Genomic DNA, 26,011 nt, shown 5'->3' with positions numbered 1-26,011 from the left:
GCAGGTGTCAATCGACCCCGACAAAACCTCCGGTCTGGTGATGCCACAACCGGGCATACAGCCCTTGCTGCTCCAGCAACTCACTGTGGCTGCCACTCTCGACAATTCGCCCCTTGTCCAGCACCACCAGCCGGTCCATACGGGCAATGGTGGAAAGCCGGTGGGCAATGGCGATTACCGTCTTGCCCTGCATCAGCGTCTCCAGGCTTTCCTGGATCGCCGCTTCCACTTCCGAATCCAGCGCCGAGGTGGCCTCGTCCATGATCAGGATCGGCGCATTCTTCAACAGGACCCGTGCAATGGCGATACGCTGACGCTGGCCACCCGACAGCTTGACCCCGCGTTCGCCCACATGGGCATCGAAACCGGTGCGGCCCTGGGCATCCAAAAGCTGTGGGATGAACTCGTCAGCCCGCGCGCGGCGCACAGCTTCATGCAGTTCTGCATCGCTGGCACCGGGGCGGCCGTACAGCAGGTTTTCGCGAATCGAACGGTGCAGCAGCGAGGTATCCTGGGTGATCATGCCGATCTGTGCACGCAGGCTGGCCTGGCTCACCTTGGCAATGTCCTGGCCGTCGATGAGGATGCGCCCACCCTGCACGTCGTACAGACGCAACAGCAGGTTGACCAGAGTCGACTTGCCTGCCCCGGACGGGCCGATCAAACCGATTTTCTCACCCGGGCGGATGTCCAGGTTGAGCCCTTCTATGACATTGGTGGCCTTGCCGTAATGGAAGTCGACGTCAACGAAACGCACCGCGCCGCGGCTGACCTTCAGTGCCGGCGCATTGGGCAGGTCGGTGACGGTGACTGGCTGGGCGATGGTCTGCAGGCCGTCCTGCACCATGCCGATGTTCTCGAAAATGCCGTTGACCACCCACATGATCCAGCCCGACATGTTGACGATTCGGATCACCAGGCCAGTGGCCAGGGCGATGGCACCCACGGTGATCAGCGATTGGCTCCACAGCCACAGGGCAAGGCCGGTGGTGGCGACCACCAGCAAGCCATTGAGGGTGGTGATGACCACGTCCATGCTGGTGATCACCCGGGAGGCCAGCTGGGTTTTCTCGGTCTGCTCGCGGATTGCCTCACGCGCATACTGCTGTTCGTAGTCGGTATGGGCAAACAGCTTCAGCGTTGCGATGTTGGTGTAGCCGTCGACGATACGCCCCATCAGCTTGGAACGTGCGTCCGAAGACACCACCGAGCGCTCCTTGACCCGTGGCACGAAGTAGAACAGCGCTGCAATGTAGCTGACGATCCACGCCAGCAGCGGCAGCATCAGGCGCCAGTCGGCCTCGGCGAACAACACCAGCGAGGTGATGGCGTAGATCAGCACATGCCATAGCGCGTCCACCGCCTGCACGGCGGAATCGCGCAGCGAGTTGCCGGTCTGCATGATGCGCTGGGCTATACGCCCGGCGAAGTCGCTCTGAAAGAAGTTCAGGCTCTGCTTGAGCACATAGGTATGGTTTTGCCAGCGGATCAGGCTGGTCATGCCGGGGTTGATGGTCTGGTGCACCAGCAGGTCGTGCAGGCCGAAGAACAATGGCCGCAGCAGCAGAATCACCACCAGCATCCAGATCAGCTCGCCGCTGTGCTGGCTGAAGAAGTTGGCATTGGGCGTACCCTGGGCCAGGTCGATGATGCGGCTGAGGTAGCTGAACATCGCCACCTCGATCAGCGAGGCGACCAGGCCGACCACCAGCAGGGCCACGAAGCTGGGCCACACCTGGCGCAGGTAATACAGGTAGAACGGCCACACCGTGCTCGGGGGGGCTTCGCTCGGTGCCTCGCGGAAAATATCGATCAGTCTTTCGAAACGGCGGTACAGCATGGGCGACAACACTCCTGTTCGTCCGACCCTCAGGCGGTTTCACATCCCTGTGAAGCCTGCAGTCAGTCGATACGTTTGGCGGACTTGATATAGACCGGATCGGCCGGTACGTCGCGCATGCCTTTTTTGATGGTGGTCGGCGAGTTGACGATCTGATCGACCACTTCCATGCCTTTGGTCACCTTGCCGAACACGGCATAACCGGCGTCGCGGCCTGGGTTGAGGAAGTCGTTGTCGGCGACGTTGATGAAGAACTGGCTGGTGGCCGAGTTCGGGTTGGACGTGCGTGCCATCGACAGGGTGCCGCGGGTGTTCTGCAGGCCGTTGCTGGCCTCGTTCTTGATCGGGGCCTGGGTTTCTTTTTGCACCATCTGGTCAGTGAAACCGCCGCCCTGGACCATGAACCCCGGGATCACGCGGTGGAAGATGGTGTTGTTGTAGAAACCGCTGTCCACGTACTGCAGGAAGTTCTTGGTACTGAGCGGTGCCTTCTCGGCGTTCAGCTCGATTTCGACCTGGCCGAAGCTGGTGTCCAGCAGGACGTGCGGGGTCTTGTCGGACGCCATGACACTGGTGGCAAAGGCGACCGAGCAGGCGGTGAGCAGGAGTTTTTTCAGCATGGGCTCAAAGATCCTTGAGAAGTGGAAGCGGCTGCGAGGAACTGCAGCAGGGTCTGGTTGAAGACCTCGGGTTGATCGAGGGGTGTAGCGTGCTGGGAATCGTCGACGACGACCAGCCTGGCGTTGGGTATGAGGGCGACGTAGCGCTCTTTGAGTTGTATCGGCGTGTAATCGTGGTCGGCGGCGATCACCAGGGTAGGACAGTGAATCTGCCCGATGCGTTCCTGCACGCCCCAGTCGACGATGGCGTCGAAGCTTTTCAGGTAGGCGCGCTTGTCGTTGCGCGCCCAGCGCTGGGCCATTTTCTGCCGCAGGTCTGCTTGTTGTGGTTTGGGGAACAGCCGCTCGGCCAGCCCCTTGCCGACGGTTTCGACACTGAGGATGCGCGCCAGGCTCCAGCGCTTGAGCCACCACGCCCAGTCACTGCGGGTGCGGCGCTTGACCTCAGGGGCGCTGTTGACGATGCACAGGCTGCGCAACCATTGAGGGTGGTCGACGGCAAACTGGAAGCCGACCATGCCGCCCATGGACAAGCCGACGAAGTGCACCGGGCCTGTGTGCAAGTGTTCGAGCAGGGCCAGCAGGTCGGCACTGAAGGTGGCGATCTGGTAACCGTCAGCGGGTTTGTCGGAGCGACCGTGGCCGCGGATGTCCATGAGTATCACCCGGTAGTGGCGGCTGAACAGCGGCACCTGCAACTCCCAGTCCTGGCAGCTGGAGCCCAGGCCGTGCAGCAACACCAGGGGTTCGCCCTGGCCATATTCCTCGTAATGCAGCGTGCATCCTTCGTGTTCGAAATAGGCCATGGGCGCGGTCCTCTCAGGCTTGTGGGGGGGCTGCGAAGGGCACGTCCAGTGGCGCGGTGTCGAAATTGCGCAGCAGGTCGATGAGAATCTGCGTGGCCGGGCCCAGGGTCTTCTCTTTGCTCGAATAAAGGTAGAACAGTGGGTGGCGGCTGCCACCCTGATCCAGCGGCAATGGCTTGAGCACGCCTTCGCGCAGCTCGCGCTCGATCATGTGACGGGGCAGCCAGGCAAAGCCCAGGCCGCTGCTGACGAAGGTGGCGGCGGTGCCCAGGCTGCCGACGGTCCAGCGCTGCTCGGCGCCCAGCCAGCCGACGTCGCGCGGTTGGGCGCGGCCGGAGTCACGAATCACCACCTGCAGCTGGCTTTCCAGGTCCTGGAAGGTCAGTTCGCGTCCCAGGCGGTGCAGGCTGTGTTCGGGGTGGGCGACGGCGATGAATTCCACTGCGCTCAATTCGGCGCCCAGGTAGCCGCCGATGCTGTAGCTGCTGATGGCCAGGTCGGCGATGCCTTCGTGCATCACTTCCTCCACGCCAGACAGCACTTCTTCACGCAGGCGCACCCGGCAGCCGCGGCTTTGTGGCATGAACGCAGCCAGCGCGCGTACCAGGCGGGCGCTGGGGTAGGCGGCATCGACCACCAGGCGCACCTCGGCTTCCCAGCCCTGTTCCATGTGGTGGGCCAGGTCTTCGAGCTGGCTGGCCTGCTTGACCAGGTGGCGCGAGCGGCGCAGCAGCACATTGCCGGCCTCGGTCAGCACCGCCTTGCGGCCATCGATGCGCAACAGCGGGACGCCCAGCTGCTCCTGCATGCGGGCCACGGTGTAGCTGACCGATGACTGCGAGCGGTGCAAGGCCTCGGCGGCCTGGGCAAACCCGCCGTGATCGACCACTGCTTGCAGGGTTCGCCACTGGTCAAGGGTTACGCGCGGCGCTTTCATCTTTCGCTCCTGTTGTCCTAAGCTGCGCTCTTTCAAGGAGAGCGGCCCATGAAGAAATGTTGTGCGGCAATACTGATGTGCCTGCCCCTCGGGGCCATGGCTTATCCCATCGATGTGGAGAAGGAGCTGACCGGGGTCAAGCTCGACTACACCGCCTATGACACGGCCTATGACATTGGCGCCATCACCCTCAACAACTATGGGCAGGTCCCGGCGGCGTGCAAGGTGACCTTCCGCAATGGCCCAGAGGCACCGCGGGTGCGCCGTGTGAACGTACCGGCAGGTAAAAGCGTCGATGTCACCGCGAAATTCAATCGGCAAATCATCAAACTGCGGATCGCCTTGAACTGCAGCGCGGAATAAACTGATTAATCGATAGATTGGACCCACTTTTTACGCTTTTTTATCGATAGGTCAAGCCTTAATCTCACCTCCATCGAATCGCACCCTTTTTTGCCGATGGAGGCACCCCCATGTCCCGCGTACTGATCATCGAAAGCAGCGCCCGCCAGCAGGATTCCGTTTCCCGTCAGCTGACCAAGGACTTCATCCAGCAATGGCAGGCCGCTCACCCGGCCGATCAGATCACTGTGCGCGACCTGGCAGTAAGCCCGGTTCCCCACCTGGACGCGAACCTGCTGGGCGGCTGGATGAAACCCGAAGAACAGCGCAGCGCCGCCGAACTGGAGGCCCTGGCCCGTTCCAACGAGCTGACGGATGAGTTGTTGGCTGCCGACGTACTGGTGATGGCTGCGCCCATGTACAACTTCACCATCCCCAGCACCCTGAAAGCCTGGCTGGACCATGTGCTGCGTGCCGGCATCACCTTCAAATACACCCCGACCGGCCCGCAAGGCCTGCTGACCGGCAAGCGTGCCATTGTCCTGACTGCCCGCGGCGGCATCCATGCGGGTGCCAGCAGTGACCACCAGGAACCGTACCTGCGCCAGGTCATGGCTTTCATCGGCATCCACGATGTCGACTTCATCCATGCCGAAGGCCTGAACATGAGCGGCGAGTTCTACGAGAAGGGCGTCAACCAGGCCAAGGCCAAGTTGGCGGCGGTGGCCTGAGGCATCACGAATTCCCAACCCTGACACCTGTTTTTGCTCCTTTGGGTGTACCTGCCCGGCTTGTATGGCCGGGCTTTTTTATCCCTGGGGTTTGAGGTCGCCAATGTTGGCCTCTTCGCGGGTAAACCCGCTCCTACAAAGGCCATTGCGGTCCCTGTGGGAGCGGGAGTGCCCGCGAAGAGGCCGGTACAGCCCCTACATTCCTCATGGTTGAACTCATTCGCCGCAACCCGCTAAGGTCGCCGCCTTGATTCACGAGAGGCAACCATGGGCTACCTGATAATCGTCGCGCTGATCCAGGCGTTTTCCTTCAGCCTGATCGGCGAGTACCTGGCCGGGCACGTCGACAGCTATTTTGCGGTGCTCGCCAGGGTGCTGCTGGCCGGCCTGGTGTTCCTGCCGTTGACCCGCTGGCGTCACGTCGAGCCGCGCTTCATGCGCTGGATGCTGCTGATCGGCGCGTTGCAGTACGGCATCACCTACGTCTGCCTGTACCTGAGTTTCCGCGTGCTTACCGTACCGGAGGTGCTGCTGTTCACGATCCTCACGCCGCTACACGTGACCTTGATCGAAGATGCCCTGAACCGGCGCTTCAACGCTTGGGCGCTAGTGGCCGCGCTGGTCGCCGTGGCCGGTGCTGCCGTGATCCGCTTCGACAGCATCAGCGGCGAGTTCTTCATCGGCTTCCTGCTGCTGCAACTGGCTAACTTTACCTACGCCGCTGGCCAGGTGCTGTACCGTCACCTGGTCGCTCGCCACCCCAGCGACCTGCCACACTACGCCCGCTTCGGTTACTTCTACCTCGGTGCCTTGCTGGTGGTGCTTCCGGCCTTCCTGCTGTTCGGCAACACTCAGCACCTGCCGAGCACTGATGTGCAATGGCTGGTGCTGTTGTTCCTGGGGCTGTGTCCGACGGCGCTGGGGCTGTACTGGTGGAACAAAGGTGCATGCCTGGTTTCTGGCGGTACGCTGGCGGTGATGAACAATCTGCATGTGCCGGTGGGGCTGCTGCTGAACCTGTTGATCTGGAACCAGCACGAGCCGCTGGGGCGGCTGTTGATCGGCGGGGGGATCATCCTGGCGTCGGTGTGGCTGAGCCGCCTGGGTGGGCGCGCACAGGCGCCGCTGGCCGGCAAGGCCTGACGCGCCCGTTGATCCGGGGCTGCAAGGCAGCCCCGGCAATCTCAAGCCTCGCTCATTTCTTCCAGGCGACGCGGCATCGGCTCTACCGCCGTGCGCCCGGCCAACCCCACGCGCATATCATTGCCACTCGGCTGCTGATACAGGCTCAAGCCGAACTCTGGCAACACCGCCAGCAGATAGTCGAAGATATCCCCCTGGATCCGTTCGTAATCCGCCCACACCGTGGTGGTGGTGAAGCAGTAGATTTCCAGCGGTACGCCTTCGGCGGTGGTCTGCATCTGCCGCACCATGCAGGTCATGTTCGGATGAATATTGGGGTGGTTCTTCAAATAGGCCAGGGCAAACGCGCGGAAGGTGCCGATGTTGGTCAGCTTACGGCGGTTGGCCGACAGGTCCGCCACCGGCCCCAGCGCCTCGTTCCAGTTTTGCAGTTCCTGGCGCTTGCCCGCCAGGTAGTCACTCAGTAGCTGCACCTGGCTCAGGCGCTGTTCTTCTTCGCGGGTGAGGAAGCGCACGCCGGCGGCGTCGATGAACAGGCTGCGCTTGATGCGCCGGCCACCGGACTGCTGCATGCCGCGGTAATTGCGGAATGACTCGCTCATCAGGCGCCAGGTGGGGATAGAGACGATGGTCTTGTCGAAGTTCTGCACTTTCACCGTGTGCAAGGTGATGTCCACCACGTCGCCATCGGCGCCCACCTGCGGCATTTCGATCCAGTCACCCACATGCAGCATGTCGTTGCTGGTCAACTGCACGCTGGCGACGAACGACAGCAGGGTGTCCTTGTACACCAACAGCAGCACCGCCGACATCGCACCCAGGCCGGACAGCAGCAACAGCGGCGAGCGGTCGATCAGGGTAGCGACGATGACGATCGAGGCGAAGATCCACAGCATCATCTTGGCCAGTTGCACGTAGCCCTTGATCGAGCGGGTGCGGGCATGTTCGGTACGGGCATAGATGTCGAGCAGGGCATCCAGCAGGCATGACAGCGCCATGGTCATGAACAACAGGGTAAAGGCCAGGGCGACATTGCCGAGGAAGTGCTGAGCAGTGTCGGACAGCTCAGGCACCAGCTTCAGGCCGAACTGCAGCACCAGGGACGGGGTTGTTTGCGCCAGGCGGTGGAACACCTTGTTGTGGCGCAGGTCGTCCAGCCACTTCAGCGCAGGCTGGCGGGCCAGCAGGCGCGCGCCGTGCAGTATCAGGAAGCGCGCCAGGCGGCCGACTACCAGGGAGATGAGCAGCAGTACCGCCAGACCGATGGCGGCGTGCAGCATGGGATGTTGGTCGAGGGTGCCCCACAGGTCGAGGGAGTCACGCCAGATTCGTTGGATATCCATGGGCTTGCGTACAGTCTTGTTGCGAAACGAAGCCGTATTAGAGCGCGGATAGCGACAAAGTTGCCAAAAGAAATTCGGCTAAGGCTGCAGAAAACGTTACCCTATGCAACTGAATTTCCCGCACTTGTCTGAGGTTACCTCCGTGTTCTCCCAATTCGCCCTGCATGAACGCCTGCTTAAAGCCGTGGCCGAGCTTAAATTTGTCGAGCCAACCCCGGTGCAGGCCGCGGCCATCCCCCTGGCCCTGCAAGGGCGGGATCTGCGTGTGACTGCGCAGACCGGCAGCGGCAAGACGGCGGCCTTCGTACTGCCACTGCTCAACCGTCTGGTCGACCTCAGCGGTCCGCGTGTCGAGATTCGCGCGTTGATCCTGCTGCCGACCCGTGAACTGGCCCAGCAGACCCTCAAGCAGGTGCAGCTGTTCTCGCAGTTCACCTACATCAAGTCGGGCCTGGTGACTGGCGGCGAAGACTTCAAGGAACAGGCCGCCATGCTGCGCAAGGTGCCTGACGTGCTGATCGGCACCCCGGGCCGCCTGCTCGAGCAGCTCAATGCCGGCAACCTCGACCTGTCCCACGTGCAGGTCCTGATCCTGGACGAAGCCGACCGCATGCTCGACATGGGCTTTGCCGAAGACATGGAGCGCCTGTGCAAAGAGTGCGAAAACCGCGAGCAGACCTTGCTGTTCTCGGCTACCACCGGTGGCGCGGCCCTGCGCGACATCATCGGCAAGGTGCTGAAAGACCCTGAACACCTGATGCTCAACAGTGTCTCGCAACTGGCTGAAGGCACCCGCCAGCAGATCATCACGGCCGACCACGACCAGCATAAAGAGCAGATCGCGCAGTGGTTGCTGGCCAACGAAACCTTCGACAAGGCGATCATCTTCACCAACACCCGCGCCATGGCCGACCGCATCTACGGTCACCTGGTGGCCAAGGACGTGAAGGCTTTCGTGCTGCATGGCGAAAAGGACCAGAAGGACCGCAAGCTGGCCATCGAGCGCTTCAAGCAGGGCAGCTCCAAAGTGCTGGTGGCGACCGACGTGGCAGCCCGTGGCCTGGATATCGACGGCCTGGACCTGGTGATCAACTTCGACATGCCACGTAGCGGTGACGAGTACGTACACCGTGTGGGCCGTACCGGCCGTGCCGGTGGCGAAGGCCTGGCGATCTCGCTGATCACCCACAACGACTGGAACCTGATGTCGAGCATCGAGCGCTACCTCAAGCAGCAGTTCGAGCGCCGGGTCATCAAGGAAGTGAAGGGCACCTACAACGGGCCGAAGAAGGTCAAGGCCTCGGGCAAGGCGGCCGGTAGCAAGAAGAAAAAGGTCGAGAAGAAGACCGGTGACAAGAAAGCCGCAGCCAAGCGCAAGCCTACTGCCAAGCCGAAGGCCAACGCGCCTCTGGCCAGTGCTGACGGCCTGGCACCGCTGAAGAAGCGCAAGCCTGCTGCTCAATAAGACTCACGCAGGCCCTTTGCAGAAGCGACGCAAGTTCGCATCTGCGAAGGGCGTGCGCAGGCGACGAACGATCACTCCGCTTTTTTCTCTGCCTGTTTCAACTCCTTGATCCGCTGGTCGATCAGCTGACACTTGTCGGGCAAGTCCTTGCTCGCCGTCCCCAGATCCATCCCCTGAAGCTCATCATTGATCTCCTTGGCCTTTTGCGGGTTCTGCTCAGTCAACTGAGTAACCAGCCCGGCCAGCTCCTCACGTTTCTGCGTTGCTTCTTCAGGTGTGCATGCCCAAGCGGGCAGGGCGCAGAGCAGGGCAGCGGCACAGGCTATGGGCAGTAGCGGTTTCATCCTTCCAACCTCCGGCGGTGGTGATGCCCGGTGGAGGGCTGGGGGGCAGGGAAGTTCAGGGCTTGCGACCGATGGAAGATTTCTTTGGTGGTGGTAGTCCGTTTCTGAAACGCTCCCGTATCCCTCCAGCGCCGTTGAGCAGCACGCTACATCGCTCTAGTCTCGAAGGAAAAGAGGGGGTATTGTATGTACAGCTGTAAATACAGGTCGTCCCATGTTCTTTGAATGGGACGAAGGGAAAAACCAGAGCAATATCCGCAAGCACGGCATCGACTTTGCCGACGTTCCTGACATGTTCAACCATCCCATGCTGATCCGGCGTGATGAGGATGTGGAATGTGCTGAAGAACGTTGGGTCAGCCTAGGATGGCTAAAGGCGCTGATAGGTGTCGTCGTGTACACGGAGAGGCGGGGTGAGGTGATACGCATCATTTCTGCAAGAAAAGCCACCAAACGGGAGGCCAGGTACTATGACCAAATCATCGAGAACTGATTGGAGCCGCCTGGCCCGACAGGACGACAAGGATATCGACACATCAGATATCCCTGAACTGGACCAGGACTTTTTCCGCCAGGCCGAGCTGCGCGTTCCCGCCAAGCAGACGGTGACCATTCGACTGGATTCAGATGTCCTCGCCTGGTTCAAAGAGCAGGGCAGCGGCTACCAGACCCGCATCAATCAATTGCTGCGCCAATACATGCAAGCGCAACAACGCCAGCGCTAAGCGCTTCGGAACGCTTGGCAACCTTGGCAGGTCCCAACCTGTGTACCCCTTTCGTCCACAGCAGGAGCCCGTAGCCATGAGCATCGCCTACGACTGGGACCTGATCGAACGCTTGCTGCACGAAGTGCAGAACGGCGCCGGTCACAGCTTCACGCCCCGCCCCTATGCCGAGCAGCATGCTGCTGCACTGGCCGCCAAGGGTGAGCCGGTGGGTGACGTGGATCACCTGAAAACCCGTGCATGCGAGTATGAAAAGCTGCTATTCGAGCGCGGATTCATTGAATGCCGACCTGAAGAGGACGGCGGCAATGGCGAAAACTTCGTCCTGACCGAACGCGGCTCGCGCTTGATGAGCCTGATCGACAGCAGCATCCCCGGCTTCGAGCACCCGCGCCAGGTGTTGGATGAGCAGGAGGATGCGCTGGACGAAACGACGTTCGAACAGGTATCTGCGAAGGCACAGATTGCTTGAGGTCGTTTTAAGGCTGGCAAGTGCAGCGTTCAAAACCCGATAATCGGTAGCTTCTGAACGCTGCCGAGCCTTGCTTATGCCTACGATCACCCCAGAGGCCCGCTTATGAGCGCGGTCCGCAAGAACCCAGACGCCTTTGCCTTCCAGGTAATGCTGGGCCTTTGCCTGATCTGGGGCTGCCAGCAGGTACTGATCAAGACCGCCGCCGTCGACATCGCGCCGGTGATGCAAGCAGCACTGCGCAATGGCATTGCCGCTGTGCTGGTAGGCCTGATGCTGTGCTGGCGGGGTGGCTGGGAGCAGGTCGGCAGCACCTGGCGCGCAGGGCTGGTGGCGGGCGGGCTGTTCGGGGTGGAGTTTCTGTTCATTGCCGAAGGGCTGAAACTGACCTCGGCGGCGCACATGTCGGTATTCCTCTATACCGCGCCGGTATTTACCGCCTTGGGCCTGCATTTTCGTCTACCCAGTGAACGCTTGCGGCTGCTGCAGTGGCTGGGCATTCTGCTGGCCTTCGGCGGCATTGCCATGGCCTTTGCCGGTGGCTCTTCGTTCGAGCACATGGACGGCCGCACCTTGCTGGGTGATGCCTTTGGCGTGATCGCCGGGCTGGCCTGGGGCGCGACCACGGTGGTGGTGCGCTGCTCGCGGTTGTCGGAGGCGCCAGCGACCTTGACCCTGTTCTATCAGCTGGCAGTCGGTTTTGCCGGGCTGTTGCTGATCGCTCTGCTCAGCGGTCAGATCGGCGCGGTGTCGCTGACGCCGCTGGCGATGGGCAGTGTATTGTTCCAGGGGATTGTGGTGTCGTTCATCAGCTACCTCACCTGGTTCTGGTTGCTGCGCAAATACCTGGCGTCGAACCTCGCGGTGTTTTCCTTCATTACCCCGTTGTTTGGGGTGACCTTTGGCGTTTTGCTGCTGGATGAGCCGCTCAGTGCGAATTTCGTGGTGGGGGCGTTGATGGTGTTGTTGGGTGTGATCCTGGTCAGTGCCGAGCCTTGGGTTAAACAACAATTGCGGCGGTTGGTAGGGTGATGGGTTGCCTGTACCGGCTCAGGATGCAACCTTGGCCTGACAGGCGCTTCCTTGTTGTGCATCACCCGGCAACTGAACCAACCCGCCAGCCACCACCAACCCGCCAGCCACCACCAACCCGCCCGCCGCCAGCATCAATGCGGGTTGCAGCCCACCGCTGTAGTGGCTGCTGAGCGCCGCCAACAGCGGCCCACTCAACTGCCCCAAGGCAAAGCATGCGGTCAGCAGCCCGGCATTGCGCTGTGTGGCCTGTGGCGCCAACTCGCGCGAGCGTTGCATGACCAGTTGCATGCAGGCCAGGAACGGCCCGCCACACAGCGCAACACCCAGCGCCAGCCCGATACCCCCACCCATCAGGCAGGCCAGCACACCCAGCCCTTGCAACCACAGGGTGGCGGTCAACCAGGTTGAAGTGCGGCCACCACGGCGCACGCTCACCAGCAAGACGCCCAACGCCGCCGCCAGGCCAAACGCCGGCCAGAACAGGTCAGCCAGCCACTGCCCGCGAAACTGCTGATTGGCCATCTGTGACAGAAAGGTGGCCGGCAGGATGTAGCCCATGCCATACAGGCCATACACCAACCCAAGGCGGCCAGTGCCGACATTGCGCGTCGGGCCTTGTCGTACTGGCGACTGAGTCGGTGCCGCTTGCAATGCCCGTGGCAACCACGGCCGCACGGCCAGCAGCATCACCAGCGCAGCTACGGCATAGATCAGCCACAGGGCTGCCGAGCCAAGTCCCAGCACATGCGCAACCAGTGCCAGTAACCCGGTCACGGCGATACCGAGGCCGGGCCCGGCGAATACCAGCGCTCCCAGACGTTGGCGGTTGTGCGCAGTGGCTACTTGCTGGCTGAGGCTGGTGATCATCACCAGCACCCAGGCGCTGGCTACGCCTGTGCCAAAGCGCAGCAGCAGGTGGCCCCAAAAGCCGTTGGCAGCCCAGGAGGCCAGGGTCAGCAGCACACACAGCCACAGCCCCCCATGCAGGCGCCGCCGTACCTGGCCTGGCGAGCGGGCGAACATGGCGTCCACCGCGCCCACGAAATAGCCCAGGTAATTGGCCGCCGCGACCAGCCCAGCGACTGTCAGGTCGAACTGGCCCTCGGCAATCAGTTGCGGCAGTTGCGGGGTGAGGGCGAAACGGCCGATGCCCATGGCCATCATCAGCGCCACGGCGCTGGCGAGCAGTTGAATGAGTGGCGACATGACAGGTCTCCTGCGCAGGTAAGCGATAGATGGCAGGTTAGGGCGGTTTATTTTTCAATAAAATTGAATAATGATGATAAAGTTGTTCTGTTTTGGAGAATGCCGTGGAATTCAGCCAACTGCGTATCTTCCAGGCCGTGGCCGAGGAGGGCTCGGTTACCCGCGCCGCAGAGCGCCTGCACCGGGTGCCATCAAACCTTTCCACGCGCCTGCGCCAACTCGAGGAGCAGCTGGGCGTTGAACTGTTCCTGCGCGAACGTCAGCGCCTGCAACTGTCGCCAGCAGGCAAGGTGCTGCTGGACTATGCCAACCGTATGTCCGCCTTGCGCGACGAAGCGCTGGGCGCCGTGCGTGGCGGTCAGCCGGCTGGGGACTTCGTGCTGGGGACCATGTACAGCACGGCGGCGACCCACTTGCCGGCGTTGCTGGCGCGCTATCACCAGGCTTACCCACAGGTGAACCTGCAAGTGCGTGCAGCACCCAGCGGCGAGTTGCTTGAAGGGCTGTTGAACCACTCCCTGGATGCTGCTCTTGTGGACGGGCCACCGAGCCTTGCCGGGCTGGATGGCGTGCCGCTGTGCGATGAGCAACTGGTACTGATCACCAGCCCCGAGCACCCGGCGGTCCTCACCGCCAAGGACGTGGCGGGCAAGGCGGTGTTCACCTTCCGCCAGGGCTGCTCGTACCGCATGCGCCTGGAGGCCTGGTATGCCCATGCCCATACGCCGATGGGGCGGGTGATGGAGATCGAGTCGTACCAGAGCATGCTGGCCTGTGTGATCGCGGGTGCGGGTGTGGCGATGATGGCCCAGTCGATGCTCGACAGCCTGCCTGGGCGTGATCGGGTGAGGGTGCACCCGCTGCAGGCACCTTTCGATCAGGCGGTCACCTGGCTGATGTGGCGCCAAGGTATGCGCGGGGCTAATCTGCAGGCATGGATCGACCTGCAACAAAGCGAAACGATTAACCAGTCGTCGGAATGCGCCGCCACGGCTTGATCCGAGTCAAAATCGCCCTTATCTGTAGGAACAGAGGCATGCGTAATACAGGACATCGGGCTATGATCTGTATGAAACATCGCAGGATTGATTTGCCGTGAGGCTGACCCGTCAAGGGGGCATTATGAATAAACCACTGTCAAACTGGCTCCATGACCTGGCTGTCGCCTTGGGGCTGATTCCACCACCCTTGCAGCCGGTGCCGATCCCGACTGATGAAGAGCAGCGCAAACGTCAACCGCGTCGGCGCTGATTAACGACAAAGGCCGCTACACCCGAGTGGGTGCAGCGGCCTTTTTGTGTCTGCTGATTGTCTATTGCCTGTACTGGCCCTTTCGCGCGGGCAAGCCCGCTACAAGCGAAAGGGCCGGTACAGCAGTCAGGCCAGCTTCACCGCCGCCACCGACTTGCGCGACACCAGGCTCACGCCCACAAAGCTCACCAGCCCTACTGCCAGGCTGTAGTAGATCGGCGTATTGGCCTCCAGCCCGTCCAGGAACATGAACAGCAGGGCGGTGGCAAAGCCCAGCGACATGCTGGCAATCGCGCCTGCAGTGGTCGCACGCTTCCAGAAGATCGCCCCGATCAGCGGGATCAGCATGCCGCCGACCAGCAGGTTATAAGCCAGGGTCAGGGCGTTGATCACATCATTCACCATCAGCGCGATGCCCAGCACCACCAGGCCGGTGAGCAGGGTGAACAGGCGGCTGGTACCCAGGCTCGACTGCTTGCCGCCACGCAGCTTGGGCAGCAGGTCTTCGGTCACGGTGGTCGAGGCAGCCAGCAGACCGGCGCTGGCGGTGGACATCATGGCCGCCAGGGCCGCAGCCATCAGCAGGCCACGGATGCCATCGGGCAGGGTGGTCTTGATCATCTCGGCAAAGGCGTTGTTCGGGTTGGCCAGGTCGGGCATCAGCACATGCGCAGCCATGCCGATCGCAGCGCAGGCCAGGCCATACAGCACGCAATACACACCAGCGGCGGTACCGGCACGCTGACAGACCTTTTCGTCACGGGCGGTGAACACCCGCTGCCAGATGTCCTGGCCGATGAGGATGCCGAAGAAGTAGATCAGGAAGTAAGTGATGATGGTGTCCCAGCCAATGGTAGTCAGCTGGAAGCTGGCCGCTGGCAATTTGGCCACCAGGGTATCCCAGCCACCGGCCTTGTACAGGCACACTGGCAGCAGGATGAACATCAGGCCGACGGTCTTGATCACGAACTGGACGATATCGGTCAGGGTCAGCGACCACATGCCGCCGATGGTCGAGTACAGCACTACCACGCCGCCGCCGAGCATCAGAGAAGCCCAGAACGGCAGGTCCAGCAGCACCTGCAGGACGGTGGCCATGGCCAGGGTCGAGGTGACCCCGATCATCAGTGCATAAGCCAGCATGATGACGGCGCTGGCCTGGCGTGCGGTGGGGTTGTAGCGTTGCTCCAGTACCTGGGTCACGGTGAAGATGCGCAGGCGCAGCAGCGGTTTGGCGAGGAACAGGTTGATGGCGATGATGCCCAGGCCCAGGGCTGCGCACAGCCAGAAGCCGGAAATGCCGTGGACGTAGCCCAGGCGCACGGTGCCGACGGTGGAAGCGCCACCGAGTACGGTGGTGGCCATGGTGCCCATGTACAGCACCGGGCCGAGATTGCGCCCGGCTACCAGGTAGTCTTCATGGGTTTTCGCGCGGCGCATGCCATACCAGCCAAGGCCTAGCATGCCAGCGGTGTAGATCATTACAACAATGATGTCCAAGGCCATTGGGGGTCTCCCGATTATCTTTATTATGGCGAGATCGACCGCGCGGGCGTTTGCACGGCGCCCGGCGGTCTTTTCTTGTGTTGGCGGGCCTCAGTGGCCCTCCCTCATGGCTCCTGCCGGGGTAGAGCGGTATTAGCGACGCACCACGCCAGGTAGCACGCAGAGCATCTCGAACAGCAGGTTGGCACCGAGCAGCGAGGTGTTGCCGGTGGTGTCGTAAGGCGGGGAGACTTCGACAAGGTCACAGCCGATCAGGTCCAGGCCGTGGCAGCCGCGAATGATCTCCATCGCCTGGATGGTGGTCAAGCCGCCGATTTCCGGGGTTCCGGTACCGGGCGCCCAGGCCGGGTCGATGCCATCGATGTCGAAAGACAGGTAAACCGGGCCACCGCCGACCTTTTCCCGCACTTCGGCCATCAGTGGCTCCAGTGACTTGTGCCAGCACTCTTCGGCCTGGACCACGCGGAAGCCCTGGCGACGGCTCCAGTTGAAGTCGTCGGCGGTGTAGCCCTGGGCGCGCAGGCCGATCTGCACCACGCGGTCGCAGTCGAGCAGGCCTTCTTCCACGGCGCGGCGGAAGGTGGTGCCGTGGGCGATCTTCTCGCCGAACATGTGGTCGTTGACGTCGGCGTGGGCATCGATGTGTACCAGGCCGATCTTGCCGTGTTTCTTGTGCAGCGCACGCAGGATCGGCAGGGTGATGGTGTGATCGCCCCCCAAGGTCATGGGAATGACGTTGTGCTCGACGATCTCGTCATACGCTTCTTCGATGATGCGCACGGCGTCCAGCAGGTTGAAGGTGTTGATTGCCACATCGCCGATATCGGCGACCGACAGCGAGTCGAACGGAGCGGCACCGGTCGCCATGTTGTACGGGCGGATCATCACCGATTCGGCGCGGATCTGCCGTGGGCCGAAGCGGGTGCCGGAACGTAGCGAGGTACCGATATCCAGCGGGACGCCGATGAAGGCCGCATCCAGACCTTTCGCGCTTTGCAGGTGGGGGAGGCGGAGCATGGTGGCGATGCCGCCGAAACGCGGCATTTCGTTGCCGCCCAGTGGTTGGTGGAGAGTCTTGTCCACGGTGGGCCTCATCAGTCGGTCGATTGTTGTGTTTGTTCGAACCTGTGCCGCCGCGCGCCATTCACGTGTGGTTTGCCGACGGGCAGGGACATTTCGGCCAAGTCTGCTCAAGCGAGCGCCGGGGAAGAATCGCTACCGACAAATACTTAGTTCAGGAATTTCTGAACTAAAGGCGGGTAGAGCAGTTAGACTGCGCGCACATACCCTTGTGGAACCGTTGCACCATGGCCTCGACCTTGCCCGACCTGAAACTGCTGCGCATCTTCATCAGCGTGGTGCGCCACCAGGGCTTTGCCAACGCCCAGCGCGAGCTGAACCTGTCGACCTCGGCCATCAGTACCTACATGAGCCAGCTGGAGGGCGCCTTGGGTATCGTGTTGTGCCACCGGGGTCGGGGGGGCTTCAGCCTGACCAGCAAGGGCGAGCTGTTCCATCAGGAAACCCTGCGCCTGCTGGCCGAGCTGGACGGTTTCGAGCAGTATGCCGCCGCCCTGAAGGGCGAACTGCGTGGCACCCTCAACCTTGGGGTGATCGACTCCACCGTCGGTGATCGCGCCTTGCCGCTGGCCGAAGCCATCGGTGCCTACAGCCAGGAGCACCCGGCGGTGCACCTGCATCTATCGGTGTCCAGCCCCTACGAGCTGCAACTGGGTGTGCAGGACAACCGCCTGGACCTGGCCATCGGCGCGTTTTCTTCGCGGATGAGCGGCCTGCTCTACCAGCCGTTGTACCGCGAACAGCACTGGCTGTACTGCAGCAGCCGCCACCCGTTGTATGCCGAGCGGCGCATTCCCGAGCAGGTAGTGACCCAGCAGCGCATGGTCGGCCGTGGTTATTGGAGCCAGGCCGAACTGGCCCGGCATGGCTTCAAGCACAGTGCGGCGACGGTTGAAAGCATGGAGGCGCAGCTGATCCTGATCCTTTCCGGGGCCTATATCGGCTACTTGCCTGAACACTACGCCCAGGCCTGGGTCGACAAGGGTGACTTGCGCGTGCTGTCGCCGTCGACCTTTGGTTACCAGGCCCCGTTCTCGCTGATCATTCGCCGCGGGCGCAGCCGCGAACCGTTGATCCAGACCTTCCGTGACCTGTTGAAAAGCCAGCTCAACGTGGGCTGAGATGCGACGCATTCATGCATTCCGTCGGGAGCGGGTTAAATTCCGCTAAACGCTGGCCGCTAACCTGATAGCGCTCTGCTACATATCAACTTGCGCTGATGATTTCCCCCTTATTTCATCCTGCAAGGATCGCCCAAGATGCGCATGAATTTGCCCGTCACTGAGCACGAAAGAACCTTCCCCGGCGATCAACGCCTTATTTCCACGACTGACCTCGACAGCCGCATCACCTACTGCAACGACGCCTTTGTGGCAATCAGCGGCTTTACCTACGACGAGCTGGTCGGCCAACCGCACAACCTGGTGCGCCACCCAGACATGCCGCCGGCGGTGTTTGGCCATATGTGGGAAACCATCAAGCAGGGCAAACCCTGGATGGGCATCGTCAAAAACCGGGCGAAGAACGGCGATTACTATTGGGTAAGCGCCTATGTCACGGCGATATACGAACAAGGCCGGATCAGTGGCTACGAGTCGGTGCGCTCGGTGCCCACGCGCGAGCAGATCCGCCGTGCCGAGGCACTGTATGCGCGTTTGCGTGATGGCCGCGGCCCAGTGCCCTGGGCTGCTCGCCTGGGGCACGGCCTGGGCCATGGCTGGCCACTGATCGGCGCCGGCCTGCTGTCGGCGGCGGGTTACCTTTGGCTGCCCCCCTATGCGGCGCTCGCGGTGCTGATGGCAAGTCTGCTGCTGGCTTGGTACTGGGTCGAGCACCGGCAGAACCAGGCCATTCGTCGCACGTTGGCTGAGCATCCCAAGGCCTTTACCAGTCCGTTGGTGGCGCTGACCTACAGCGACAACCCAGGCCTGAAGGGCCAGCTCGACCTGGCCATCATCAGCGAAGAAGCCCGCCTGCAAACGGCCCTGACCCGCCTGGTGGATGCCGGGGTCGGGGTAAAGTCGCGGGCGGCGCAATCTTCCGACTTGTCCGATGCCCAGGCGCAGATGCTCGACCGGCAGCGCAGCGAGACTGACCAGTCCGCCACGGCCATCGCGCAGATGGCGGCGACCATCCAGCAGGTCACCCACAACGTGCAAAGTACGGCACACGCGGCAAGTGATGCCGACCAGCTGGCGCAGCAGGGCAGCGAGCTGGCCCTGAAGAGCCTGAAAGACATGGGCAGCATGAGCGATGCGGTCAATGACATTGGTCAGGCAGTCAACGCCTTGGCCGAGCAGACCCAGTCGATTGGTAGTGTGGTCGACGTGATCACTTCGATTGCCGAGCAGACCAACCTGCTGGCGCTTAACGCCGCCATTGAAGCGGCGCGCGCCGGTGAGCAAGGACGCGGGTTCGCCGTGGTGGCTGATGAGGTGCGGTCGTTGGCGCAGCGTACCCGCGCGTCGACCGAAGAGATCCACCATATCATCGCCTCGTTGAGGGCCGGGGCGGAGCGAGCGGTGAGCACTGCCAGCCGGGGCGAGCAGATTTCCCGGGACAGTGTGCACAGTGTCGAGGCGGTGCAGGCGGCGCTGAGCGGGATTGCCGTGGCGGTCAGCCGCATAACCGGCATGAGCCAGCAGATGGCCACGGCATCGGAGCAACAGAGCCATGTGGCTGAAGACATCAACCAGCAGATCGTGAGAATTGCCCAGCTGTGCGACCAGAGTGCCGGGCAAGCCAGGCAAGGCGCGGAAATCAGCCAGGACCTCGAGCGCATGGCGGAGTACCTGCATAGCCTGGCGGAAAGGTTCAACCGCTGAAATCGCGGGGCCCGCAAAGCGGGCCCCGGTTATGTGGCAAACTGTCCCCGCCAAGGAGACCGCCATGCCCAGACCCCGCTGCGAGCGCTGCCAGCGCCCGCTCGACCATTGCCTATGCCCACTGATCCCCGCGCTCGACAGCCGCACCCGTGTGATCCTGCTGCAGCACCCCAGTGAAACTGCCCATGCCCTGAACACGGCGCGCCTGGCTGCCCTTGGCCTGAACAATGCCGAGCTGCGGATTGGAGAGGTGTTCGATGACCTGCATGACCTGCTCGCCACCCCCGGATACCACCCGGTGCTGCTGTTCCCGGGTGATGACGCCCAGGTGCTGACAGCTTATGGCGAGGCGGGCGACAAACCTTTGCTGCTGATCGTGCCCGACGGCACCTGGCGCAAGGCGCGCAAGCTGCTGTACCTGAACCCGTTGCTGGGGGGGCTGCCACGGGTGACGCTGGGGCAGGTGGCCGCTTCACGCTATCGGTTGCGCAAAGCGCCGGAGGCGGGTGCGTTGTCGACGATCGAGGCGGTGGTCGGGGCATTGAACACGCTGGAGCAACCGGCCTGCTTCGATGCACTGCTGGCGCCGTTCGAGACGTTGATCGAGGGGCAGATCAGGGCCATGGGCGTAGAGACCTTTCAGCGTAATCATGGCCGCGAGTGAGGGTTGGGGGCTGCTTTGCAGCCCATTCGCAGCACAAAGCGGCCCCGCTACCTAAAACCCGCTCAACGCATCTCAGGCAGACGCGCCTCGGTGCGGACTTCGGTGGTCGCCAGCGCCTCTGGTGGCAACGAAATATGCTGTTTGCTCAGCAATTCACCCATGGTCGCCAGTACGCGGTAGCGCGAGAACTCTTCGGTATAACGCACCTCGGTGTAGCGGCGGTCGGCGTTGTACAGCTCGTTCTCACTGTCGAGGACGTCCAGCAGGGTGCGCTGGCCCAGGCCGAACTGGTCCTGGTAGGCCGCACGCACACGCTTGGTGGTTTCGGCGTATTCACGCGCGGTCGGCAGCTGCTTGCTGGCGTTGTTCATGGCGTTCCACGCCAGGCTCAGGTTCTCGGTCAACTCACGCAGGGCGTTGTTGCGAATGTCCAGTGCCTGGTTGATCTTGTGCGCGTCGGACTGCAGGCGAGCCTTGTCGCTGCCACCGCGGAACAGGTTGTAGTTCATCTCCACGCCAGCTTGCCAGTCGTTGTTGTTGTGGCCTTTCTCGCCGCCGGTGTTGTTGTTGGCACCGGTTGCCAGAATGGCGTCGAAGCGTGGGTAGAAGGTCGACTTGCCCACTTCGTACTGCTTCTCGGCGGCGTTGACGTCAGCCTGGGCAGACTTGATGTACGGGTTGTTCTGACGCATGCCATCGCGGGCTTCTTCGAGGGTGCCTGGCACCTCGCCCTTGATGCTCTGCGGGCTTTCCAGCTCGTCCGGGGCACGGCCAATCACACTGAAGAAGTTGGCCTCGGCATCGGCCAGGTCGACTTCGGCGGTGTCCAGGTTGTTTTCCGCCAGGGCGCGACGGGCGCGGGACTGGTCGAGGTCGGCGGTGCTGCCGACGCCGCGCTCGTTGCGCAGGCCAATCTGATCGTTGACGCGCAGGTGAGCTTGCAGGTTGTTCTTGGCCAGGGTCACCAGTTCACGGCGTTTGAGCACTTCCAGGTAGACCTCGACTGCACGCAGGGCGACATCCTGGGCAACGGCCTGGGTGTAATAGGCGCGGGAGGTAGAGACCGCCTCGGTGCGTCCTACTTCATTCGAGGTGTTGAAGCCGTCGAAGATCATCTGCCGCAGGCGCAGTTCGGACTGGGTGTAGTTGAGGGTTTCCTTGTTGTGGTTTCCCTCGGCGCGGGTAGTGGCGTTGTCTGAGCGCTGGCGGCCATAACCGGCAACCAGGTCCACGGAAGGGTAGTAGCCACCACGCGCGAACTTCACGTCTTCATCGGCCGACAGCTTGCTGTTACGGTTGGAGCTGACTTGTGGGTGGTAGTCCACGGCGCTTTGGACAGCCTCGGTAATCGACATCGCCTGTACGTTGGCACTCGCCAGGGCCAACAGTAAAGCACTGGTGATGGGGTTCAAAACGCGCATGGTACATCTCCCTGATCCTGGAATTGATCCTGCTGTTCGCCAAAAAAATGACGATAAACTTATCGCGTATAGTGTTGCAGGTTTTTAACAACACAGCTAAGTACATTCAACGCGATAGGTAAGAAGATTTATTCATATCAAATTGCCATATAATATCTTTGTTGTCTAATAAGTGTGCATTCAAGGGCACGGAATGAACGCAGGAAATGCCTTGAAAACCAATGGATACAAGGGCTATGCCCAGTTCCAGAACTAATTCGGATAAAGAGGGCATTGATTAGGCGAAAGCGATATTTGGCGACAAAATATTGTCACTTTGGCTTGTGCAGGGTTTTCAGGCTGAGGATGTACAGGGTGACCAATGCGGCACTGGTCAACATGAAGGTGCGCGCCCAGAACAGCGGCACCAGGTAGCACGACAGGCCAATGCTGGCCCACATCAGGCCGATGGCGTAGACCTTGCCCTTGAGGGGGATGCCTTCACCACTGAGGTAGTCACGGATCCATGGCCCCAGCTTGGGATGATGGACCAGCCAGTGATGGAAGCGCGGCGAGCTGCGGGCAAAGCAGGCCGCCGCCAAAAGCAGGAATGGGGTGGTGGGCAATACCGGCAGGAATATCCCCAGCACCCCCAGCGCGACGCTGAGCCAGCCAGTGGCCAGCAGCAGGTAGCGCACAGCTTGCTCAGTGGTGGCGTGGCTTGAGCAGCGCCGGTTTTTCGTCAGGGGCGTGCAGCAGCAGGAACAGTGCGCTCAGTGCCTCGGGGATTTGCACGATCATGTCATCCTGCAGGTTGGCGTTGCTGGCGATGTCGGCGAACTCTGGTTGTTCGTCGAACAAGCCCGAACCCACCATGATCGGCAGCAACATTTCGCTGACTTCTTCCTCGGCGTTTTCGAACCACGCCTCTTCCCGCAGGAACACGCCTTCCATGAAGCCGATGCACCAGCCGCGCAGGTCGGAATCGTCCGGCTCATCGGTCAGGTCGAGGTCGCAGGGCAGGTCGAATTCTTCGTCGCTGGCCAGCTGGCGGGCAATGTGTGCCTTGAGCGCCACCAGGGTGGCCTCGATCTCGGTGCGCTGGGCTTCGCTGGCGTAGTGCGGCTCCTCGGCGAACAGGGCGTCGATCCATTCGCGCTCGGGCACGTCCTCGGCGTTGATCGAAAGAGCGGTGAGGTAGCCGTGTGCGGCGACATAGTCCAGCGCTTCTTCGTGCAGCTCGTCGGCGTCGAGGAAGGCTTGCAGGCGGGTCAGTTGCTCGGCGAAGGACATTACAGGGCTACCTTGGGGAATAAACGATAACGAATTCTAGCACCTTGCAGCGGCAGCGGGGCAAAGGGAACGTCTATCGCCGCGGTGCATGTGCAGCACGGTGCTGCGGTATACTCCGCGATTTTTCATCCAGGGGCAGGTTTCAATGGCTGCCTGGCAAAAACCGCTTACGCATTTGGCGTGTGCGGGGCGGGTTTTTCGTCCAGCCTTTATCCAGGATGGTACGGCGATTTGGAGTTGCACATGCTCGAACAGGCTCAGCGCGTTCTCAAGGACATCTTCGGCTACGACAGTTTCCGTGGGCGCCAGGCAGCGATCATCGAATGCGTGGCCAATGGCGGCGATGCCTTGGTACTGATGCCCACCGGTGGCGGCAAATCGCTGTGTTTCCAGGTGCCGGGGCTGCTGCGCCCGGGCTTGACGGTGGTGGTATCGCCACTGATCGCGCTGATGGACGACCAGGTCGCCACCCTTGACGAGCTGGGTGTGTCTGCGGCCGCCCTGAACTCTACCCTGACGGCGGAGCAGCAGCGTGAACTGGCCGGGCGCCTGCGCCGTGGTGAGGTCAAGATGCTGTACCTGGCGCCGGAACGCCTGGTGCAGCCGCGCATGCTCGACTTCCTGCGCGATCTGGACATCTCGTTGTTCGCCATTGACGAGGCCCACTGTGTTTCGCAATGGGGCCACGATTTCCGCCCCGAGTACCTGCAACTGGGTCAGCTGGCCGAACTGTTTCCGCATGTGCCGCGCATTGCGCTTACCGCTACGGCCGACATGCGAACCCGCGAGGAGATCGTTCAGCGCCTGCACCTGCAAGGCGCCGAGCGCTTCCTGTCGAGTTTCGACCGGCCCAACATCTTTTACCGCATCGTGCCCAAGGAGGCACCGCGCAAGCAGTTGATGGCCTTCCTCGGCGAACGTCGTGGCAACGCTGGCATCGTCTACTGCCTGTCGCGCAAGAAGGTCGACGAAACCGCCGCCTTCCTCTGTAGTCAGGGGTTCCCCGCGCTGCCGTATCACGCCGGCCTGGCCGCCGAGACGCGGGCGGCCAACCAGCATCGCTTCCTGAACGAGGAAGGGCTGATCATGGTCGCTACCATTGCTTTCGGCATGGGTATCGACAAGCCCAACGTGCGCTTCGTTGCTCACCTCGACCTGCCCAAATCGCTTGAAGCCTACTATCAGGAAACCGGCCGGGCCGGCCGTGACGGCCTGCCCTCCGATGCCTGGATGGCCTACGGGCTGCAGGACATGGTGATGCTCAAGCAGATGCTGCAGAACTCCGAAGGCGACGAGCGCCACAAGCGCATCGAGCAGCACAAGCTGGACGCCATGCTGGCGCTGTGCGAAGAAACCCGCTGCCGCCGCCAGTCGCTGCTGGCGTACTTCGACGAGATCCTCGAACAACCGTGCGGGCACTGCGACAACTGTGTCGACAACATCCAGACCTGGGACGCTACCGAGCCGGCCCGCCAGGCGCTGTCGGCGGTGTTCCGCACCGGCCAGCGCTATGGTGTTGGCCACCTGGTCGATGTGCTGTTGGGCAAGGACACCGAGAAGGTGCGCAATTTCGGCCACGAGAAGCTGTCGGTATTCGGCGTTGGCAAAGGCTTGGCCGAGGTCGAGTGGCGCTCGCTGTTCCGTCAGTTGGTGGCGCGCGGCCTGGTCGATATCGACCTGGAAGGCTACGGCGGCCTGCGCCTGTCCGACAGCTGCCGGCCGCTGCTGCGCGGCGAGGTGACCTTGCAACTGCGCCGTGATCTCAAACCGCAGACCACGGCCAAAACCTCGTCGTCCAGCGGCGGCAGCCCGGCCAGCCAGCTGGTGCGTGCCGAAGAGCGCGATCTGTGGGAAGCGCTGCGTACCCTGCGCCGCAAGCTGGCCGAAGAACACAGTGTGCCGCCCTACGTCATCTTCCCCGACTCGACACTGCTGGAGATGCTGCGCAGCCAGCCGGTCAGCCTCAGCGACATGGCCCAGGTCAGCGGTGTGGGGGCGCGCAAGCTGGAGCGCTACGGCCAGGCGTTCCTCGAAGTGCTGAACAACAGCGGTGGCACCGACGAGGCTCCGAAAGTGGTGCTCGACCTGCGCCACGAACTGGTCAGCCTGGCCCGTGCCGGCATGACCCCGGCGCAGATCGCCGGGCAGCTCAACTGCAGCGAGAAGAACGTGTATAGCCTGCTGGCCGAGGCGTTGGGCCGCCAGGAGCTGAGTCTGGACCAGGCCATCGACCTGCCGGAAGACCTGATGATGGAGGTGCAGGACGCCTTTCTTGATGGCGAGGGTGAGCTGCCACCGGTGTCGGCCATTGCCCCGCAGTTCGGGGCGCGGGTGCCGGAGGGCGTACTCTATTGCGTGCGCGCAGCACTGGCGGCGGAATTCGAATTGTAAACGCATGCAGGATCGAAGGCAGAAGCGCCATCTGCTGACCTTTGTCATGCTTTTTGACGATTATCGAACGCGTAACCATGGCCGAGCCTTGCCTCGTGGGGCAGGGCATGGTTAGCTGCCTAATAATTAGATCTACTCAATGAGTTCCTTATGCCCCTGAACGACAACCAACACCGCTTTGGCATGCAACTGGCCCAGATGTCCCGAGGTTGGCGTGCCGAGCTGGACCGCCGCCTGGCCGGGCTCAACCTGTCCCAGGCGCGCTGGCTGGTGTTGCTGCACCTGGCGCGCTTCGAAGACGCCCCGACCCAGCGTGAGCTGGCCCAGAGCGTAGGTGTCGAAGGCCCGACCCTGGCGCGTCTGCTCGACAGCCTGGAAGGGCAAGGGCTGGTGCGCCGGCAGGCGGTGCTGGAGGATCGGCGGGCGAAGAAAATCGTGCTGTGCCCGCCGGCCAAGCCGTTGATCGATCAGATCGAGACCATCGCCAACCAACTGCGGGTAGAGCTGTTTACCGGCGTGGACGAGGCGGACTTGCAGGTCTGCATGCGCGTGCATGCCAAGATCCTGGCCAACCTCGAAAAGTCCTGAGCTC

The 26,011-nt window shown here is 62.2% G+C and carries 27 protein-coding genes; 15 read left to right on the top strand and 12 right to left on the bottom strand.

Features of this window, described 5'->3' with window-relative positions; translation table 11 throughout:
• Nucleotides 1–7 precede the first annotated feature (7 nt).
• The 4 genes from ACF8O8_RS26175 to ACF8O8_RS26160 form a co-directional block, all read right to left on the bottom strand.
• A complete protein-coding gene (locus ACF8O8_RS26175; protein WP_392510750.1) occupies nt 8–1,840 on the bottom strand; it encodes an ABC transporter ATP-binding protein in 1,833 nt (610 codons plus the stop codon).
• A gap of 62 nt (nt 1,841–1,902) precedes the next feature.
• Entirely contained in the window at nt 1,903–2,460 is a 558-nt protein-coding gene (locus tag ACF8O8_RS26170) for a peptidylprolyl isomerase A (protein WP_020191622.1), read from the bottom strand.
• Nucleotides 2,454–3,266, bottom strand: coding sequence for an alpha/beta fold hydrolase (locus ACF8O8_RS26165; protein WP_392510748.1), 813 nt, complete (start codon nt 3,264–3,266; stop codon nt 2,454–2,456). Before ACF8O8_RS26165 ends, ACF8O8_RS26170 begins: the two co-directional genes overlap by 7 nt.
• Nucleotides 3,267–3,279: 13 nt before the next feature.
• Nucleotides 3,280–4,203: a LysR family transcriptional regulator gene (locus ACF8O8_RS26160; protein ID WP_003254610.1), complete on the bottom strand. Its 924-nt coding sequence runs from the start codon at nt 4,201–4,203 to the stop codon at nt 3,280–3,282.
• Between the two features lie 48 nt (nt 4,204–4,251).
• Here ACF8O8_RS26160 and ACF8O8_RS26155 point away from each other — a divergent pair, with 48 nt between their 5' ends.
• The 3 genes from ACF8O8_RS26155 (at nt 4,252) to ACF8O8_RS26145 (ending at nt 6,419) form a co-directional block, all read left to right on the top strand.
• Entirely contained in the window at nt 4,252–4,566 is a 315-nt protein-coding gene (locus tag ACF8O8_RS26155; protein ID WP_012051530.1) for a hypothetical protein, read from the top strand.
• Nucleotides 4,567–4,676: 110 nt separating this feature from the next.
• Nucleotides 4,677–5,276 (top strand): FMN-dependent NADH-azoreductase, encoded by a 600-nt coding sequence (locus tag ACF8O8_RS26150; RefSeq protein WP_392510747.1) that lies wholly within the window; start codon nt 4,677–4,679, stop codon nt 5,274–5,276.
• Between the two features lie 267 nt (nt 5,277–5,543).
• Nucleotides 5,544–6,419, top strand: a complete 876-nt coding sequence (locus tag ACF8O8_RS26145) for a carboxylate/amino acid/amine transporter (RefSeq protein WP_350298174.1) — start codon at nt 5,544–5,546, stop codon at nt 6,417–6,419.
• A 41-nt stretch (nt 6,420–6,460) separates the two neighbouring features.
• On the opposite strand, the gene ACF8O8_RS26140 is transcribed toward ACF8O8_RS26145, so the two are convergent.
• Nucleotides 6,461–7,762 (bottom strand): mechanosensitive ion channel family protein, encoded by a 1,302-nt coding sequence (locus ACF8O8_RS26140; RefSeq protein WP_392510745.1) that lies wholly within the window; start codon nt 7,760–7,762, stop codon nt 6,461–6,463.
• A gap of 103 nt (nt 7,763–7,865) precedes the next feature.
• Here ACF8O8_RS26140 and ACF8O8_RS26135 point away from each other — a divergent pair, with 103 nt between their 5' ends.
• Nucleotides 7,866–9,227 (top strand): DEAD/DEAH box helicase, encoded by a 1,362-nt coding sequence (locus tag ACF8O8_RS26135; protein WP_392510744.1) that lies wholly within the window; start codon nt 7,866–7,868, stop codon nt 9,225–9,227.
• Nucleotides 9,228–9,298: 71 nt separating this feature from the next.
• Here the strand turns inward: ACF8O8_RS26135 and ACF8O8_RS26130 are convergent, their stop codons facing one another.
• Nucleotides 9,299–9,571, bottom strand: a complete 273-nt coding sequence (locus ACF8O8_RS26130) for a hypothetical protein (protein ID WP_003254599.1) — start codon at nt 9,569–9,571, stop codon at nt 9,299–9,301.
• Between the two features lie 214 nt (nt 9,572–9,785).
• On the opposite strand from ACF8O8_RS26130, the gene ACF8O8_RS26125 reads away from it, so the two are divergent.
• The 4 genes from ACF8O8_RS26125 to ACF8O8_RS26110 all read left to right on the top strand — a co-directional run bounded on the left by ACF8O8_RS26125 (nt 9,786) and on the right by ACF8O8_RS26110 (nt 11,800).
• Complete coding sequence (locus ACF8O8_RS26125) at nt 9,786–10,064, top strand: BrnT family toxin (protein ID WP_010955211.1); 279 nt, start codon at nt 9,786–9,788, stop codon at nt 10,062–10,064.
• Complete coding sequence (locus ACF8O8_RS26120; RefSeq protein WP_004576871.1) at nt 10,042–10,296, top strand: BrnA antitoxin family protein; 255 nt, start codon at nt 10,042–10,044, stop codon at nt 10,294–10,296. Before ACF8O8_RS26125 ends, ACF8O8_RS26120 begins: the two co-directional genes overlap by 23 nt.
• 76 nt (nt 10,297–10,372) lie before the next feature.
• Nucleotides 10,373–10,768: a hypothetical protein gene (locus tag ACF8O8_RS26115; RefSeq protein ID WP_003254595.1), complete on the top strand. Its 396-nt coding sequence runs from the start codon at nt 10,373–10,375 to the stop codon at nt 10,766–10,768.
• 105 nt (nt 10,769–10,873) lie between these two features.
• A complete protein-coding gene (locus ACF8O8_RS26110; protein WP_010955209.1) occupies nt 10,874–11,800 on the top strand; it encodes a DMT family transporter in 927 nt (308 codons plus the stop codon).
• 18 nt (nt 11,801–11,818) lie between these two features.
• On the opposite strand, the gene ACF8O8_RS26105 is transcribed toward ACF8O8_RS26110, so the two are convergent.
• Complete coding sequence (locus tag ACF8O8_RS26105) at nt 11,819–13,009, bottom strand: MFS transporter (RefSeq protein ID WP_392510742.1); 1,191 nt, start codon at nt 13,007–13,009, stop codon at nt 11,819–11,821.
• A gap of 104 nt (nt 13,010–13,113) precedes the next feature.
• Between ACF8O8_RS26105 and ACF8O8_RS26100 the strand changes: the two genes are divergently transcribed.
• Together ACF8O8_RS26100 and ACF8O8_RS26095 are read left to right on the top strand one after the other, a co-directional pair.
• Nucleotides 13,114–14,007 carry a LysR family transcriptional regulator gene (locus ACF8O8_RS26100; protein ID WP_003254589.1) on the top strand — a complete coding sequence of 298 codons (894 nt, stop codon included), beginning with the start codon at nt 13,114–13,116 and terminating at the stop codon, nt 14,005–14,007.
• Nucleotides 14,008–14,131: 124 nt separating this feature from the next.
• Nucleotides 14,132–14,260 carry a PA1414 family protein gene (locus ACF8O8_RS26095; protein ID WP_009683677.1) on the top strand — a complete coding sequence of 43 codons (129 nt, stop codon included), beginning with the start codon at nt 14,132–14,134 and terminating at the stop codon, nt 14,258–14,260.
• Nucleotides 14,261–14,386: 126 nt separating this feature from the next.
• On the opposite strand, the gene ACF8O8_RS26090 is transcribed toward ACF8O8_RS26095, so the two are convergent.
• Both ACF8O8_RS26090 and speB read right to left on the bottom strand, forming a co-directional pair.
• Entirely contained in the window at nt 14,387–15,766 is a 1,380-nt protein-coding gene (locus ACF8O8_RS26090; RefSeq protein ID WP_010955206.1) for a sodium:solute symporter, read from the bottom strand.
• 132 nt (nt 15,767–15,898) lie between these two features.
• Entirely contained in the window at nt 15,899–16,849 is a 951-nt protein-coding gene (speB, locus tag ACF8O8_RS26085; protein ID WP_041166556.1) for an agmatinase, read from the bottom strand.
• A gap of 224 nt (nt 16,850–17,073) precedes the next feature.
• Here speB and ACF8O8_RS26080 point away from each other — a divergent pair, with 224 nt between their 5' ends.
• The 3 genes from ACF8O8_RS26080 (at nt 17,074) to ACF8O8_RS26070 (ending at nt 20,335) form a co-directional block, all read left to right on the top strand.
• Complete coding sequence (locus ACF8O8_RS26080; RefSeq protein ID WP_003254585.1) at nt 17,074–17,967, top strand: LysR family transcriptional regulator; 894 nt, start codon at nt 17,074–17,076, stop codon at nt 17,965–17,967.
• 138 nt (nt 17,968–18,105) lie between these two features.
• Complete coding sequence (locus ACF8O8_RS26075) at nt 18,106–19,671, top strand: PAS domain-containing methyl-accepting chemotaxis protein (RefSeq protein WP_346641402.1); 1,566 nt, start codon at nt 18,106–18,108, stop codon at nt 19,669–19,671.
• A 64-nt stretch (nt 19,672–19,735) separates the two neighbouring features.
• The gene (locus ACF8O8_RS26070) at nt 19,736–20,335 is read left to right on the top strand and encodes a tRNA-uridine aminocarboxypropyltransferase (RefSeq protein WP_010955203.1); all 600 of its coding nucleotides are present in this window, start codon (nt 19,736–19,738) and stop codon (nt 20,333–20,335) included.
• A 62-nt stretch (nt 20,336–20,397) separates the two neighbouring features.
• On the opposite strand, the gene ACF8O8_RS26065 is transcribed toward ACF8O8_RS26070, so the two are convergent.
• From ACF8O8_RS26065 to ACF8O8_RS26055, 3 genes are all read right to left on the bottom strand, one after another.
• On the bottom strand, nt 20,398–21,756 hold the full coding sequence (locus tag ACF8O8_RS26065; RefSeq protein ID WP_010955202.1) for a TolC family outer membrane protein: 1,359 nt from the start codon (nt 21,754–21,756) through the stop codon (nt 20,398–20,400).
• Between the two features lie 311 nt (nt 21,757–22,067).
• A complete protein-coding gene (locus ACF8O8_RS26060; RefSeq protein ID WP_010955201.1) occupies nt 22,068–22,433 on the bottom strand; it encodes a YbaN family protein in 366 nt (121 codons plus the stop codon).
• 7 nt (nt 22,434–22,440) lie between these two features.
• A complete protein-coding gene (locus ACF8O8_RS26055; protein WP_010955200.1) occupies nt 22,441–23,028 on the bottom strand; it encodes a YecA family protein in 588 nt (195 codons plus the stop codon).
• A gap of 243 nt (nt 23,029–23,271) precedes the next feature.
• Between ACF8O8_RS26055 and recQ the strand changes: the two genes are divergently transcribed.
• Both recQ and ACF8O8_RS26045 read left to right on the top strand, forming a co-directional pair.
• Complete coding sequence (recQ, locus tag ACF8O8_RS26050; protein WP_010955199.1) at nt 23,272–25,419, top strand: DNA helicase RecQ; 2,148 nt, start codon at nt 23,272–23,274, stop codon at nt 25,417–25,419.
• Nucleotides 25,420–25,569: 150 nt separating this feature from the next.
• Nucleotides 25,570–26,007, top strand: coding sequence for a MarR family transcriptional regulator (locus ACF8O8_RS26045; RefSeq protein ID WP_392510741.1), 438 nt, complete (start codon nt 25,570–25,572; stop codon nt 26,005–26,007).
• Nucleotides 26,008–26,011: the final 4 nt, after the last annotated feature.

The sequence above is a fragment of the Pseudomonas sp. TYF_14 genome (genome assembly GCF_043105275.1).
GTDB classification, from domain to species: domain Bacteria; phylum Pseudomonadota; class Gammaproteobacteria; order Pseudomonadales; family Pseudomonadaceae; genus Aquipseudomonas; species Aquipseudomonas alloputida.
Note: the sequence above shows the minus strand (reverse complement) of the source record. Positions and strands in the feature narration are given on the sequence as shown.